Raw genomic sequence first — 12,675 nt, forward strand, 5'->3', positions numbered from 1 at the left:
TCTTTGCGGTGCGATGGATTGCTTCGCTTCGCTCGCAATTACGGGGTGAGAGCGTTGCGCGTTGTTCAAAACAAGACGAGGCAGGGGTAATATCGCAATGGCGTCGCCGAACAAACTCGATCCGATCCCGCATCCGCCGAAAAAGCCCGTCGTCGGCAACATGCTGTCGCTGGATCCGAACGCGCCGGTGCAGCATCTGGTGCGGCTGACCAAGGAGCTCGGGCCGATCTTCTGGCTCGACATGATGGGCGCGCCGCTCGTCATCGTGTCCGGTCACGACCTCATCGACGAGCTCTCCGACGAGAAGCGCTTCGACAAGGCGGTGCGCGGCTCATTGCGCCGGGTGCGCGCGGTCGGCGGCGACGGCCTGTTCACCGCCGACACGTCGGAGCCGAACTGGAGCAAGGCGCATAACATCCTGCTGCAGCCGTTCGGCAACCGCGCGATGCAATCCTATCATGCGAGCATGGTCGACATCGCCGAACAGCTGGTCAAGAAGTGGGAGCGGCTGAACGGCGACGAGGAAATCGACGTCGTCCATGACATGACGGCGCTGACGCTCGACACCATCGGTCTGTGCGGCTTCGACTACCGTTTCAACTCGTTCTATCGCCGCGACTATCATCCGTTCGTGGAATCGCTGGTGCGCTCGCTCGAGACCATCATGATGACGCGCGGCCTGCCGCTCGAAGGCCTGTGGCTGCAGAAGCGTCGCCGCGACCTTGCCCAGGACGTCGCCTTCATGAACAAGATGGTCGACGAGATCATCGCCGAGCGCCGCGGCAACGCGGAGGCCGCCGAAGGCAAGAAGGACATGCTCGGCGCCATGATGACCGGCGTCGACCGCGCCACCGGCGAGCAGCTCGACGACGTCAACATCCGCTACCAGATCAACACCTTCCTGATCGCGGGGCATGAGACCACCAGCGGACTGCTCTCGTGCACGCTCTATGCGCTGCTCAAGCATCCCGATGTGCTGAAGAAGGCCTATGAGGAGGTCGACCGCGTGCTCGGCCCGGACATCGAGGCGCGGCCGACCTATCAGCAGGTCACGCAGCTGACCTATATCACGCAGATCCTGAAGGAGGCGCTGCGGCTATGGCCGCCGGCGCCGGCCTATGGCATCGCCCCGCTCCAGGACGAGACCATCGGCGGCAAGTACAAGCTGAGGAAGAACACCTTCGTCACCATCCTGGTGATGGCGTTGCACCGCGATCCCAGCGTCTGGGGCCCGAACCCGGACGCGTTCGATCCGGAGAATTTCAGCCGCGAGGCCGAAGCCAGGCGCCCGGTCAACGCCTGGAAACCGTTCGGCAACGGCCAGCGCGCCTGCATCGGGCGCGGCTTTGCGATGCACGAGGCGGCGCTGGCGATCGGCATGATCCTGCAGCGCTTCAAGCTCATCGACATTAACCGCTATCAGATGCATCTGAAAGAGACGCTGACGATCAAGCCGGACGGTTTCAAGATCAAGGTGCGGCCGCGCGCTGACAGGGATCGTGGTGCCTTCGCCGGTCGCGCGGCCGCAGCGGTCGCGGCCTCGAACACGGCGGCAGCGCCAGCCCGCCACCGCCCCGGTCACAACACGCCGCTTTTGGTGCTCTACGGCTCCAACCTCGGTACCGCCGAAGAACTCGCGACCCGCGTCGCCGACCTTGCCGAGGTCAACGGCTTTGCGACCAAACTCGGCGCGCTCGATGATTACGTCGGCAAGCTGCCGGAGCAGGGCGGCGTCCTGATCTTCTGCGCCTCCTATAATGGCGCCGCCCCCGACAACGCCACGCAGTTCGTCAAATGGCTGGGCAGTGACCTGGCCAAGGATGCGTTGGCCAAAGTCCGCTACGCGGTGTTCGGCTGCGGCAACAGCGACTGGGCGGCAACCTATCAGTCGGTGCCGCGCATGATCGACGAACAAATGGCCGCGCATGGCGCGCGCAGCGTCCATGGGCGCGGCGAGGGCGATGCCCGCAGCGATCTCGATGGCCAGTTCGAGAAATGGTTCGCCGCCGCCGCGGCCGCGGCCACCAAGGAATTCGGTCTCGCGTCGACTTTCACCCGCAGCGCCGACGACGCGCCGCTGTACACGATCGAGCCGGTGGCGCCGACCGCGGTCAACGTCATCGTGGCGCAGGGCGGCGTCTCGCCGATGAAGGTGCAGCTCAATTCCGAACTGCAGAACAGATCCGGCGCCAATCCCTCCGACCGCTCGACCCGGCATATCGAGGTGCAGTTGCCGCCGGGCATTTCCTACCGCGTCGGCGATCACCTCAGCGTGGTGCCGCGCAACGATCCGGCGCTGGTCGATTCCGTCGCGCGCCGCTTCGGCTTCCTGCCCGCGGACCAGATCAGGCTTGCGGTCGCCGAAGGCCGCCGCGCGCAACTGCCGACCGGCCATGCCGTGTCGGTCGGGCGTTTGCTGACCGAGTTCGTCGAGTTGCAGCAGATCGCGACCCGCAAGCAGATCCAGATCATGTCGGAGCACACGCGCTGCCCGATGACCAAGCCGAAACTGCTGGCCTATGTCGGCGATGATGCCGCCTCCACTGAACTTTACCGCAGCGATGTTCTCGGAAAGCGCAAATCGGTATTTGACGTGCTGGAGGAATATCCGGCCTGCGAGCTGCCGTTCCACGCCTATCTCGAAATGCTGTCGCTGCTGGCGCCGCGTTATTATTCGATCTCGTCGTCACCGGCGGGCGATGGGTCGCGCTGCAGCGTCACCGTCGGCGTGGTCGAAGCGCCCGCAAGTTCGGGCCGCGGCGTCTACAAGGGCGTCTGCTCGAACTATCTCGCCGGCCGCCGCGCCGGCGACACCATCCATGCCACGGTGCGCGAAACCAAGGCCGGCTTCCGCCTGCCGGACGATGCCTCGGTGCCGATCATCATGATCGGCCCCGGCACCGGGCTGGCGCCATTCCGCGGCTTCCTGCAGGAGCGCGCCGACCGCAAGGCCAAGGGCGCAAGCCTGGGCGCGGCGATGCTGTTCTTCGGCTGCCGCCATCCCGAGCAGGACTTTCTCTACGCGGATGAATTGAAAGGGTTCGCCGCCGATGGCGTCACCGAGCTGCACACCGCGTTCTCGCGCGCGGATGGACCGAAGACCTATGTGCAGCACCTCGTCGCCGCGCAGAAGGATCAGGTGTGGGACCTGATCGAGAAGGGCGCGATCGTCTATGTCTGCGGCGACGGCGGCAAAATGGAGCCGGACGTCAAGGCAGCGTTGGTGTCGATCTATCGCGAGCGCAGCGGTGCCGATGCGGATGCAGGCGTGCGCTGGATCGACGATCTCGGAGCCAGGAACCGCTATGTGCTCGATGTATGGGCGGGGGGATAGTCTCTCATCCGTCGTCCCTGCGAACGCAGGGACCCATAGCCACCGGCGGAAATTTTGCGAATGGTCTCTGCCGTGCTGCCCTATCGACAGATCACGCGGTATGGGTCCCTGCGTTCGCAGGGACGACAGCAATCTATAATCGTGTGCTAGAACTCCCACATGATTCCCTGGGAAAAAATCGACACCGCGCATGTTCCAGGCACTGACGCGGAACTGCGCCTGATGAAGCGCGGCGCCGAGTTCTCCATCATGCTCGGCACCAACGAGCTGATGAACAGCCGCCTCTCTGGCTCCGAAGCCGCGCTCGCGACTCTCGCGGTCAAGAAGCTGGAGGCGAACAAGACGCCGCATCTGCTGATCGGCGGATTGGGCATGGGGTTTACGCTGCGCGCCGCGCTTGCGGTGCTCGGCGCCGGGGCGCGGATCGTGGTGGCGGAACTGGTGCCGGCCGTCGTGGCCTGGGGGCGAGGCCCGATGGCGGAGATTTTTGGCGGCAGCCTGAACGATACGCGCGTCAGCATTCAGGAAGTCGACGTCACCGAAATCATCCGGTCCAGCCGATCGAAATTCGATGCCATTCTGCTCGACGTCGACAACGGTCCGGAAGGCCTGACCCGGAAAACCAATGACGGGCTTTACAGTTCAGCCGGATTGAGCGCGGCGCACACTGCGCTTCGCCCCGGCGGAGTCCTCGCGGTCTGGTCGTCCGGCCCCAACGCGCCGTTTTCAAAACGGCTGCGTGCTGCCGGTTTCGATGTGAATGAAGTTGCCGTGCGCGCGACAGGCCGAGGCGGCGGTGCGCGTCATGTCATCTGGATCGCAACGAAGAGCTGAGTTTCAATTCGTAGGGTGGGCAAAGCCACCGGGTCGCCCGAATGCGCGCCCGATGACAGGCGCCGCGTGCCCACCATCGTTCTGCGTAACGATAGATGGTGGGCACGGCGCAAGCGCGCCTTTGCCCACCCTACAGTCCGACCTCAGAACATCGTGTTGCTGTTCGCCGGATTCTCGGGGATGGCTTGCACGACGTCCCAATGCTCGACGATCTTGCCGTTCTCCAGCTTGAAGATGTCGATGATTGCGCTCCCCCGCGTGCCGGGCTCGCGAACGGCGTGGACATGCAGGATGACGTAATCGCCGTCCACGAACGAGCGCTTGATCTCGCTGCGCGAGTTCGGGAATTTCTCGCGCAGGAATCCGATGAACTTGCGGAATCCCTCGGGGCCATCGGCGGCGTTCGGATTGTGCTGGACATAGCGGTCGCCCATATAGGCGATCGCCCCGTCGGCATCCTTCTGGTTCAGCCCCTTCTCATAGAATTCAAGCACGGCCTTTCGATTGGCTTCCTGCTTCGCATCGGCGGCCCAGGCGCTGGGGGAGGCGAGGACTAACAGCATGACGGCGGCCAAGGCTATGCGTGGCCGGAGGACAAGATCCATGTTCAGGCTCCATCTGTCGATATCGCTGTGCCGTCTATAGTGCTCGAGCCCGGTGGCCGGAAGAAGTCACCTCGAAGTAACCGGATCAAGCCGCCTTCGCCGCCGCGCCATGGGCATGCTTGTCGATGGCGTCGATGATCTGCGGCCACATCGGGATCGGCAGCGCGTGGCCCATGCGGTCGATCATCACAAGTTTTGCGCCGGGGATCGAGGCCGCGGTGTCCTTGCCGCCCTCGGGCCGCACCAGCGGATCGACGGTGCCGTGAATCACCAGCGTCGGCGCCTTCACCGCGCTGAGCCGTGCCTTGCGGCTGCCGGAGGCGAGCACCGCGCGCAGCTGGCGACCGACGCCGGCCGGGTTGAGGCCGCGCTCATAGGTGCGTTCGGCGCGCGAGCGGTCGGCCGCCTCATCTTCCGGGAACGAGCCGACGCGCAAAACCTTCCAGGTCTTGGCAAAGCGCTCGAAATACTCTTCCCTGGTCGCTGGCGGCGGCGCCATCAGCATCGCGGCGGCCTCGCGGGTCGGTCCCGGCACTTTGGGATCGCCTGTTGTCGACATGATCGAGGTCAGCGAGCGCACCCGCGACGGAAACGAGATCGCGACCTCCTGGGCGATCATGCCGCCCATCGATGCGCCGACCAGATGCGCCGACTTGATGCCGAGCACATCCATCAGGCCGACAGTATCCTCGGCCATGTCGATCAGTTTGTAGGGCGCGGCGACCGGGATTTTGAGGAATTTGAGCTTGAGCAATTCGAACGCGGTCAGGCGCTTGCCGCCGGTCATGCGGGAGGATTTGCCGATGTCGCGGTTGTCGAAACGGATGACACGAAAGCCGCGCGCGGCGAGCTGGCGGCAGAACTCATCGTCCCAATGGATCATCTGGGCGCCGAGGCCCATGATCAGCAGCAGCGGCTCCGCGCCGGCGTCTCCGAAGATTTCGTAGCAAATGTCGATGCCATTGGCGTGGGCGATCTGCGGCGGCTGATGGGCAAGCGTCACGGCGGCGATCCTTTGATGGTATCTAGCTAAGAACGGTATGCCACGGTTTACCGCATTGCAGAAGGCGGTGCACCGCCGCGGTAACCATTTGATCCGGTTGACCAGCAAGCCGCAACGGTGTCGTATGGCGAATAATATCCGAGGCGTAGCAAAGCGCTCGTAACCAATGGAGGGCGCCAATGGCCGACAAAGGCAATGATCCTGCCGTGATCTGGCAGACCATGATCGGGGAGATGGAGAAGGGGTTCAACTCCTTTGCCAACCAGGCGATGGCTTCGCCCGAATTTTCCAAGGTGATGAATCAGGTCGGCGGCGCCACGGCGGGCGCGCAAAAACAGCTCGGCGAGATGATGGAGAAATATCTCGTCAGCATGAACCTGCCGAGCCGGTCGCAACTGGTCGGCATGGCCGAGCGGATTCAGGGAATCGAAGGTCAGCTCAACGAGATCAAGGCGATGCTGCACCAGATCCATCACAATTCGCTGGCGCCGGAAGGCGGCTATGGCGCGGCGCGGCCGCCGCGCACCAAACGTCCGCCCGAGGGAGAGCAAAAATGAACGCCGGCGCTGGTCTCAAGTCCGCAGGCCTCGATCTGGCATCGATCCCGGAGCGGATCCAGTCCGAGGTGCAGCGCGCGATCCAGCGCAGCATCAAGGGTGTCGAATACATCGCCTCGTCCGGCCCCGCGCTGGGCTCGACGCCAAAGGACATTCTGGCGGTTCGCGGCACCATGAATCTTTATCACTACCGGCCCGTCGCGGACGAAATCTACCGGGTGCCGATCCTGATCGTGATGGCGACCACCAACCGCGGCTACATCCTCGACATGGTGCCGGGCCAGAGTTTCATCGAGTTCCTGCTGAAGCGCGGCTACGACGTCTACATGCTGGACTGGACCGCGCCGAAGCCGGAGGAGAAACGTCTGGGGATGGAGGACTACGTCCTCGACTTCATTCCGGATTGCGTCCGCCGGGTGCAGCAGGATTCCGGCGAGCAGGACGTCACCGTGATCGGCTATTGCTTCGGCGGCGTGCTGTCGCTGCTCTACGGCTCGATCTTCAACGACGGGCCGATGAAGAACCTGATCTGCTTCACCACGCCGATCGATTTCCGCGAGATGAAGCTGTTCTCGAATTTCTCGGACCGGCGCTATTTCGACGTCGATCGCCTCGTCGACAGTGTCGGCAATGTGCCACCCGAGATGATCCTGTCGTCGTTCGAGATGCTGCGGCCGGCGTCGCGTGCCGCCAGCCAGGTGCAGTTATGGGAAAACATCTGGAACGACGAATACGTCAAGGCCTACCGGATGATGGATCGCTGGGGCACCGACACCTTGCCGCTGGCCGGCGAGTATTTTCGCACGATTACAAAAGACCTGATGTGGGACAACAAGCTCTACAACGACACCATGAGCGTCGGCGGACGGACGGCCAATATCGCCGACATCAAGGTGCCGATCCTGCATGCGGTCGCCGAGCACGACCACATCGTGCCCTACGACGCGGCCAAGCATTTGATCGCCAAGGTCGGCTCGTCCGACAAGGAAGAGGTGATTCTGAAGGGCGGCCACGTCAGCGTCGTCGCCGGCGCCAACGCGATCAAGCGGCTGTGGCCGAAACTGGACAACTGGTTAGGTAAGAGATCAACATGAGTGAAACACGTTCCTATCCGCGCCACGTCAAGACCGACGCCGGCGAGATCGAATTCCGCCTGATGGGCCGCGCCGACGAGCCGGCCGTGCTCGCCTTCGCGCAGAAACTGCCGACGCATGATTTGCTGTTCCTGCCGCGCAACATCAGTCAGCCCAAGGTGCTGTCCGCCTGGGTCAACGAGATCGAGCGCGGCCAGATCACGAGCCTCTTGGCGGTGAAGGGCGGCGCGGTGGTCGGTTGCGGCACGCTGGTGCGCGATCCGCATTCGTGGTCGCCCCATGTCGGCGAGATCCGGATGGTGGTGTCGCAGGACGTGCGCGGGCAGGGCGTCGGCCGGGCGCTGTCGCAGGAGACCTTTGCGCTGGCGCTAGGCGCCGGGCTGGAAAAGCTCTCGGTGCAGATGACCGTCGACCAGCAGGCGGCGATCGCGCTGTTCGAGAGCCTCGGCTTCAAGGCCGAGGCCCTGTTGCGCGACCATGTCCGGGACGTCGACGGCAGGAAGCACGACATCGTCGTGCTCGGGCACAATGTGGCGCAGGTCCGGGCCCAGATGGAGGCGTACGGGCTTCCAGGCGCCGTCCAGCACTAAGAACCGGCCGTCCAGCACCAAGGGTGCCGTCCGGCATCAGGCACAAAACTGCGAAAACAACCCCATGCAAAGAAAGCAAGGGTCTGTTCCGGCTCGCAAAAATCGTCCCGTGTAGCGGCCAATTCCCCCTCCAACACTAAGACTAAAGTGGAACTTTCGCCCTTTCCCTAGGCAAACCGCCTGCCGTTAAGGCTTATCACGAGTTTGTGATGTCGCGGTGCAACATCGATGTTGCGTCGCAACATTAACTATGGCACAACGATCTCGCCCCGGGCCATTCCGGACGGGGTGAGCCCATAGCTCAAACCTGAGGATGGAGAGACCCCAATGACCACCGAAACCAATTCCGTGCTGAACACCGTCAAGGAAGCCTTCGCGCCCGTCACCGAGGCGTTCACCAAGCTCCAGAACCTCGAAGTTCCGGAAGCCGCCCGTGAGTTCGTGAAGAAGCAGGCCGAGACCGCCAAGGTTCGCGCCGCCGACATGCATGCCGGCTCCGAGAAGGTGACCGCCGCCATCGAGACCGCCGTTGCCGGTTCGGTTTCCGAGGCCGCCAAGATCAGCCGCACCATCCAGCAGGCGTTCTATCAGGACGCGGAAGCGTTCTTCGCCGGCATCGACAAGCTCGCTTCGGCCAAGTCGCTGAGCGAAGCCGCCCAGATCCAGTCGGACATGGTCCGTGCGCGTGGCGAAGTGTTCGTCTCGCGGGCAAAGGCCACCACCGAGTATCTCGGCAAGCTCGTCGCCGACAGCGCCAAGACCGCTCAGGACAACTTCTCCAAGGTCTACAGCAAGACCGCCTGATCGCGATCTGCCAACTGCCGTTTTGGAAGGCCCGCTTTAGGCGGGCCTTCTTTTTGGCTGAAGCGCCGCCGTCATCCTGAGGTGCGAGCCGTCTTCGGCGAGCCTCGAAGGATGGCCACGGGCGACGGCGCCTGCGGCCATCCTTCGAGGCGCGCAAGGAAGTGCGCGCACCTCAGGATGACGTCCGTGTGTGTGGTACTTATATAAGAGCAGCCTTCAATTCGAAAGCCGCCATGCCCATCCCCGCCAGCTTCGTCATCGACACGCCTGCCGACGCGCAGCGCGCCGCGGAATTGCGCCGCGTCAAGCTGCTGGCGACGCTGGTGCTGGCGGCGACGTTTGCGATCTTCATTGCAACCAGGGCGCTGTTGCCGATCCACCCCGCGTTCGGCTTCGTCGCGGCCTTTGCGGAGGCCGCTACCATCGGCGGCCTCGCCGACTGGTACGCGGTTGTTGCCTTGTTTCGCCGGCCGTTGGGACTGCCGATCCCGCACACCGCGATCATCCAGAGCAACCAGCACCGCATCGCCGACAAGCTCGGCGAATTCATTGAGGTGCATTTCCTCGAGGCGGCTCCGGTTGAAGCCAAACTGCGCCAGATCGATTTCGGCGCGTTCATCGCCGACTGGCTGCGCGACCGCAAGCGCAGCGAGGATCTCGCGCGCTTTGCGTTGCGGCTGTTGCCGGAAGCGGTGGCCGCGACGGAGAATTCCGGGCTGATGACTTTTGTCAGCCGCCGCATCACCGCGCAATTGATGTCGATCGATCTGGCGCCGCTCGCCGCCGGCACGCTGCGCGCCTTCGTGAAGGAGGGCCGCCATCAGGGCTTGCTCGATGATCTTCTGCGCGGTGTGCATCAGACCATGACGCAGGCCGAAACCATGGCGATGATTCGCGAAAAGATCCGCGCCGAATTGCCGACGCTTTTAAAACTTTATCGCGCGGACAAGTTTCTGGTGAACAAGATCGTGGCGTCCGCCAGCGCTTTCTTCGAGGAAGTCCGGAACGATCCCAAACATCCGTTCCGCGACGAGTTCGATCGTATGGTGCTGACCTTCGTCGATCGGCTCGGCACCGATCCGGCCTACGCCGAGCGCATCCAGGGGCTGAAGCGCGATCTTTTGGCGCGCCCCGAATTGACCAGCCTCGCGCGCCACATCTGGGAGAATGCGCGCTCCTTCTTCGAGCGCAGCGCGTCAGGCGAGACGCAGGTGCTGGAGCAATATCTCGTGCGGATGTTCGTAACGGCCGGCGAGGCGCTGGCGGCCGACGCCGAGATGCGCGCCGAAATCAACCAGGGCCTGGTGGCCGTGCTGCGCAGCGTGGTCGCCGAACAGAAGAGCGGCGTCTCGACCTTCATCTCCGATCAGGTCAAATCCTGGGACATGGGGCAGTTGATTGCGCTGATCGAAATCAACATCGGCCGCGACCTGCAGTACATCCGCTTCAACGGCTCGCTGATCGGCGGGCTTGCAGGATTGGTGCTTTACACGCTCGAATACCTGCTCCGGCTCGTGTGACTAATTAATCACGTCAGCGCTTTTAGTTGTCACAAGTGTGAAGTGGCCGTTGAAAGAAGAAATCCGGTTCCTTAGCTTTTTAGAAACAATGTTGCGTTGCGGAACGATTCTACCAGGTGCGCATTCCATCGAACCCTGGGCTGGCTGCCGAGACGTAAGGGGCCGGCCCGAGAAGGAGATATGATGTCCGTTGCTACGCAGTCGCTTCGTCCGCCGTCCAGAACCCTGATGTTTCTGGAGGGGCGCGCGATTTCCGAATTGGGCGCTTTCCTCGGGGCGTTGCCGCTGCTGAGTCTGGCGCCGCGAGGCGACGGGCATCCGGTACTGGTATTGCCCGGGCTTGTCGCTTCCGACACTTCGACGCGCCCGCTGCGCAGCTTTCTGAAAAGCCGGGGCTATGCCGTCAGCGGCTGGCGCCAGGGCCGTAATCTTGGCCTGCGCCAGGGCGTGCAGCACGCGATGGTCGATCTGGTCCACGAATTGAACGACACGCATGGCCGAAAAGTCAGCCTCGTCGGCTGGAGTCTCGGCGGTCTCTACGCCCGCCAGCTCGCCAAGATGATGCCGGAGCGGGTGCGCTCGGTGATCACGCTCGGCAGCCCGTTCGCGGCCGGCCCCAAGGCGACCAACGCCTGGCGCGTCTATGAAATGGCGAGCGGCCGCCGCGCCGACGAAGAGGATACGCGGTTCGGCGGATCGCTGGCGGGCACGCCGCCGGTGCCGACCACCGCGATCTTCAGCCGTACCGACGGCATCTGCGCCTGGCAGGGCTGCATGGAGCAGACCACCGCGACCTCTGAAAGCATCGAGGTCGAGAGCAGCCATTGCGGCATGGGCCATCATCCCGCCGCGGTTTACGCGGTCGCCGATCGTCTGGCCCAGCCGGAAGGCAAATGGACCCCGTTCGACCGCAGCGGCTGGCGCAGCATGGTGTATCCGAATCCGGATCGGTAAGGGCACTTATACTTACCTCGCCCCGCTCTTGCGGGGAGAGGTCGGATTGCGGAAGCAATCCGGGTGAGGGGCCTCACCGCGTACTCATATCTTGCGAATTTGCCGAGGCAGCCCCTCACCCCAACCCTCTCCCCGTGAAGAACGGGGCGAGGGAGCAGACTGAGCGCGCGCTTCTACATTAATCGCCAACAACACCGCCATATCCGGATCGGTGAGGGTGCTTGCTTACCTCGCCCCGCTCTTGCGGGGAGAGGTCGGATTGCGGAAGCAATCCGGGTGAGGGGCCCTCACCGCGTACTCATATCTTGCGAATTTGCCGAGGCAGCCCCTCACCCCAACCCTCTCCCCGTGAAGAACGGGGCGAGGGAGCAGACTGAGCGCGTCTCGAACCCTCATGGTGAGGAGCGCGTTCTTGCGCGCGTCTCGAACCATGAGGCCCGCGCTTGCCGCCATTTCCGTGAATCCGCAAAACACGCTATGCCTTGACGCATGCCGCAGCCGCTCGCCCGCATTGTCGAACAGCTCAAGCGCGAACCGTCGCGCACCGGATCGATCGTCATCACCGTGTTCGGCGACGCCATCGTGCCGCGCGGCGGTTCGGTGTGGCTTGGCACGCTGCTGGAGTTTTTCCAGGCACTGGATATCGACAGCGGCGTCGTGCGCACGGCGATGTCGCGGCTCGCGGCCGACGGCTGGCTCGAGCGCAACAAGGTCGGCCGCAACAGCTTTTATCGGCTCGACCACAAGGGGCGGCAGACCTTCGATACCGCCACCAAACACATCTACGATCCGCCGCCCTCCGACTGGACCGGGCGGTTTGAACTGCTCTTGATCGGCAACGGCGGGGATCGCGACGCCTCGCGCGATGCGCTGAAGAATGCCGGCTTCGGCAGTCCGCTGCCGGGGGTTTGGGTCGCGCCCTCAGGTGTGCCGGTTCCGGAGGAAGCCGCGGGCGCGATCCGCCTGGAAGTGTCCGCCGAGGACGACAGCGGCCGGCGGCTGCTCAGCGAAAGCTGGCCGCTGCAGCGCACCGCCGACGCCTATCTGAAATTCATCAAAACCTTCGAGCCGCTGCGCGCCTCGCTCGGCCGCGGCGAGATTCTATCCGACACCGATGCCTTCACCGCGCGGATACTCCTCATCCACCATTACCGCCGCGTCGTGCTGCGCGACCCCTTGCTGCCGACGCCGCTGTTGCCGCGGAACTGGCCGGGCCAGGCGGCGCGACGGCTCTGCGGCGAGATCTATCGCGGGCTGCTTCCTGCATCGGAACAATGGCTTGATGCGCATGCGAGCAACGAAAATGGGCCGTTGCCGAAGCCGGCCAGGGCATTGGCGCGGCGGTTTGACGAGACGTAAACATGTTACAAAAATAACTTG

The 12,675-nt window shown here is 63.7% G+C and carries 11 protein-coding genes; 9 read left to right on the plus strand and 2 right to left on the minus strand.

All coding sequences use genetic code 11. The annotated features are described in order from the left end of the window. Positions 1–97: 97 nt before the first annotated feature. Positions 98–3,334 carry a bifunctional cytochrome P450/NADPH--P450 reductase gene (locus tag ACSQ84_RS00585; protein WP_436209706.1) on the plus strand — a complete coding sequence of 1,079 codons (3,237 nt, stop codon included), beginning with the start codon at positions 98–100 and terminating at the stop codon, positions 3,332–3,334. Positions 3,335–3,493: 159 nt separating this feature from the next. Further along, positions 3,494–4,168 carry a spermidine synthase gene (locus ACSQ84_RS00590; protein ID WP_436209707.1) on the plus strand — a complete coding sequence of 225 codons (675 nt, stop codon included), beginning with the start codon at positions 3,494–3,496 and terminating at the stop codon, positions 4,166–4,168. 143 nt (positions 4,169–4,311) lie between these two features. On the opposite strand, the gene ACSQ84_RS00595 is transcribed toward ACSQ84_RS00590, so the two are convergent. Beyond that, a complete protein-coding gene (locus ACSQ84_RS00595) occupies positions 4,312–4,773 on the minus strand; it encodes a nuclear transport factor 2 family protein (protein ID WP_436209708.1) in 462 nt (153 codons plus the stop codon). 85 nt (positions 4,774–4,858) lie between these two features. Further along, positions 4,859–5,776 (minus strand): alpha/beta fold hydrolase, encoded by a 918-nt coding sequence (locus tag ACSQ84_RS00600; RefSeq protein WP_436209709.1) that lies wholly within the window; start codon positions 5,774–5,776, stop codon positions 4,859–4,861. A gap of 179 nt (positions 5,777–5,955) precedes the next feature. On the opposite strand from ACSQ84_RS00600, the gene ACSQ84_RS00605 reads away from it, so the two are divergent. The 7 genes from ACSQ84_RS00605 to paaX all read left to right on the plus strand — a co-directional run bounded on the left by ACSQ84_RS00605 (position 5,956) and on the right by paaX (position 12,654). Next, complete coding sequence (locus ACSQ84_RS00605; RefSeq protein ID WP_436209710.1) at positions 5,956–6,333, plus strand: poly(R)-hydroxyalkanoic acid synthase subunit PhaE; 378 nt, start codon at positions 5,956–5,958, stop codon at positions 6,331–6,333. Beyond that, positions 6,330–7,427 (plus strand): alpha/beta fold hydrolase, encoded by a 1,098-nt coding sequence (locus ACSQ84_RS00610; protein WP_436209711.1) that lies wholly within the window; start codon positions 6,330–6,332, stop codon positions 7,425–7,427. Before ACSQ84_RS00605 ends, ACSQ84_RS00610 begins: the two co-directional genes overlap by 4 nt. Next, positions 7,424–8,017, plus strand: coding sequence for an N-acetyltransferase family protein (locus ACSQ84_RS00615; RefSeq protein WP_436209712.1), 594 nt, complete (start codon positions 7,424–7,426; stop codon positions 8,015–8,017). Before ACSQ84_RS00610 ends, ACSQ84_RS00615 begins: the two co-directional genes overlap by 4 nt. A 327-nt stretch (positions 8,018–8,344) precedes the next feature. Then, positions 8,345–8,821, plus strand: coding sequence for a phasin (locus ACSQ84_RS00620; RefSeq protein WP_436209713.1), 477 nt, complete (start codon positions 8,345–8,347; stop codon positions 8,819–8,821). A 233-nt stretch (positions 8,822–9,054) separates the two neighbouring features. Continuing rightward, positions 9,055–10,341, plus strand: a complete 1,287-nt coding sequence (locus ACSQ84_RS00625; protein WP_436209714.1) for a DUF445 domain-containing protein — start codon at positions 9,055–9,057, stop codon at positions 10,339–10,341. A 183-nt stretch (positions 10,342–10,524) separates the two neighbouring features. Next, complete coding sequence (locus ACSQ84_RS00630) at positions 10,525–11,295, plus strand: alpha/beta fold hydrolase (protein WP_436209715.1); 771 nt, start codon at positions 10,525–10,527, stop codon at positions 11,293–11,295. A gap of 489 nt (positions 11,296–11,784) precedes the next feature. Continuing rightward, positions 11,785–12,654, plus strand: a complete 870-nt coding sequence (gene paaX, locus ACSQ84_RS00635; RefSeq protein ID WP_436209716.1) for a phenylacetic acid degradation operon negative regulatory protein PaaX — start codon at positions 11,785–11,787, stop codon at positions 12,652–12,654. Positions 12,655–12,675: the final 21 nt, after the last annotated feature.

It is taken from the genome of Bradyrhizobium sp. LjRoot220, from assembly GCF_964252915.1.
Classification (GTDB): domain Bacteria; phylum Pseudomonadota; class Alphaproteobacteria; order Rhizobiales; family Xanthobacteraceae; genus Bradyrhizobium.

What these genes read in the sequence shown, in the direction of transcription:
- ACSQ84_RS00585 (WP_436209706.1), top strand. Translation starts at nt 98, where the DNA reads ATGGCGTCGCCGAACAAACTCGATCCGATCCCGCATCCGCCGAAAAAG.
- ACSQ84_RS00630 (WP_436209715.1), top strand. Translation starts at nt 10,525, where the DNA reads ATGTCCGTTGCTACGCAGTCGCTTCGTCCGCCGTCCAGAACCCTGATG.
- ACSQ84_RS00625 (WP_436209714.1), top strand. Translation starts at nt 9,055, where the DNA reads ATGCCCATCCCCGCCAGCTTCGTCATCGACACGCCTGCCGACGCGCAG.
- ACSQ84_RS00595 (WP_436209708.1), bottom strand. Translation starts at nt 4,773, where the DNA reads ATGGATCTTGTCCTCCGGCCACGCATAGCCTTGGCCGCCGTCATGCTG.
- paaX (WP_436209716.1), top strand. Translation starts at nt 11,785, where the DNA reads ATGCCGCAGCCGCTCGCCCGCATTGTCGAACAGCTCAAGCGCGAACCG.
- ACSQ84_RS00615 (WP_436209712.1), top strand. Translation starts at nt 7,424, where the DNA reads ATGAGTGAAACACGTTCCTATCCGCGCCACGTCAAGACCGACGCCGGC.
- ACSQ84_RS00610 (WP_436209711.1), top strand. Translation starts at nt 6,330, where the DNA reads ATGAACGCCGGCGCTGGTCTCAAGTCCGCAGGCCTCGATCTGGCATCG.
- ACSQ84_RS00590 (WP_436209707.1), top strand. Translation starts at nt 3,494, where the DNA reads ATGATTCCCTGGGAAAAAATCGACACCGCGCATGTTCCAGGCACTGAC.
- ACSQ84_RS00605 (WP_436209710.1), top strand. Translation starts at nt 5,956, where the DNA reads ATGGCCGACAAAGGCAATGATCCTGCCGTGATCTGGCAGACCATGATC.
- ACSQ84_RS00620 (WP_436209713.1), top strand. Translation starts at nt 8,345, where the DNA reads ATGACCACCGAAACCAATTCCGTGCTGAACACCGTCAAGGAAGCCTTC.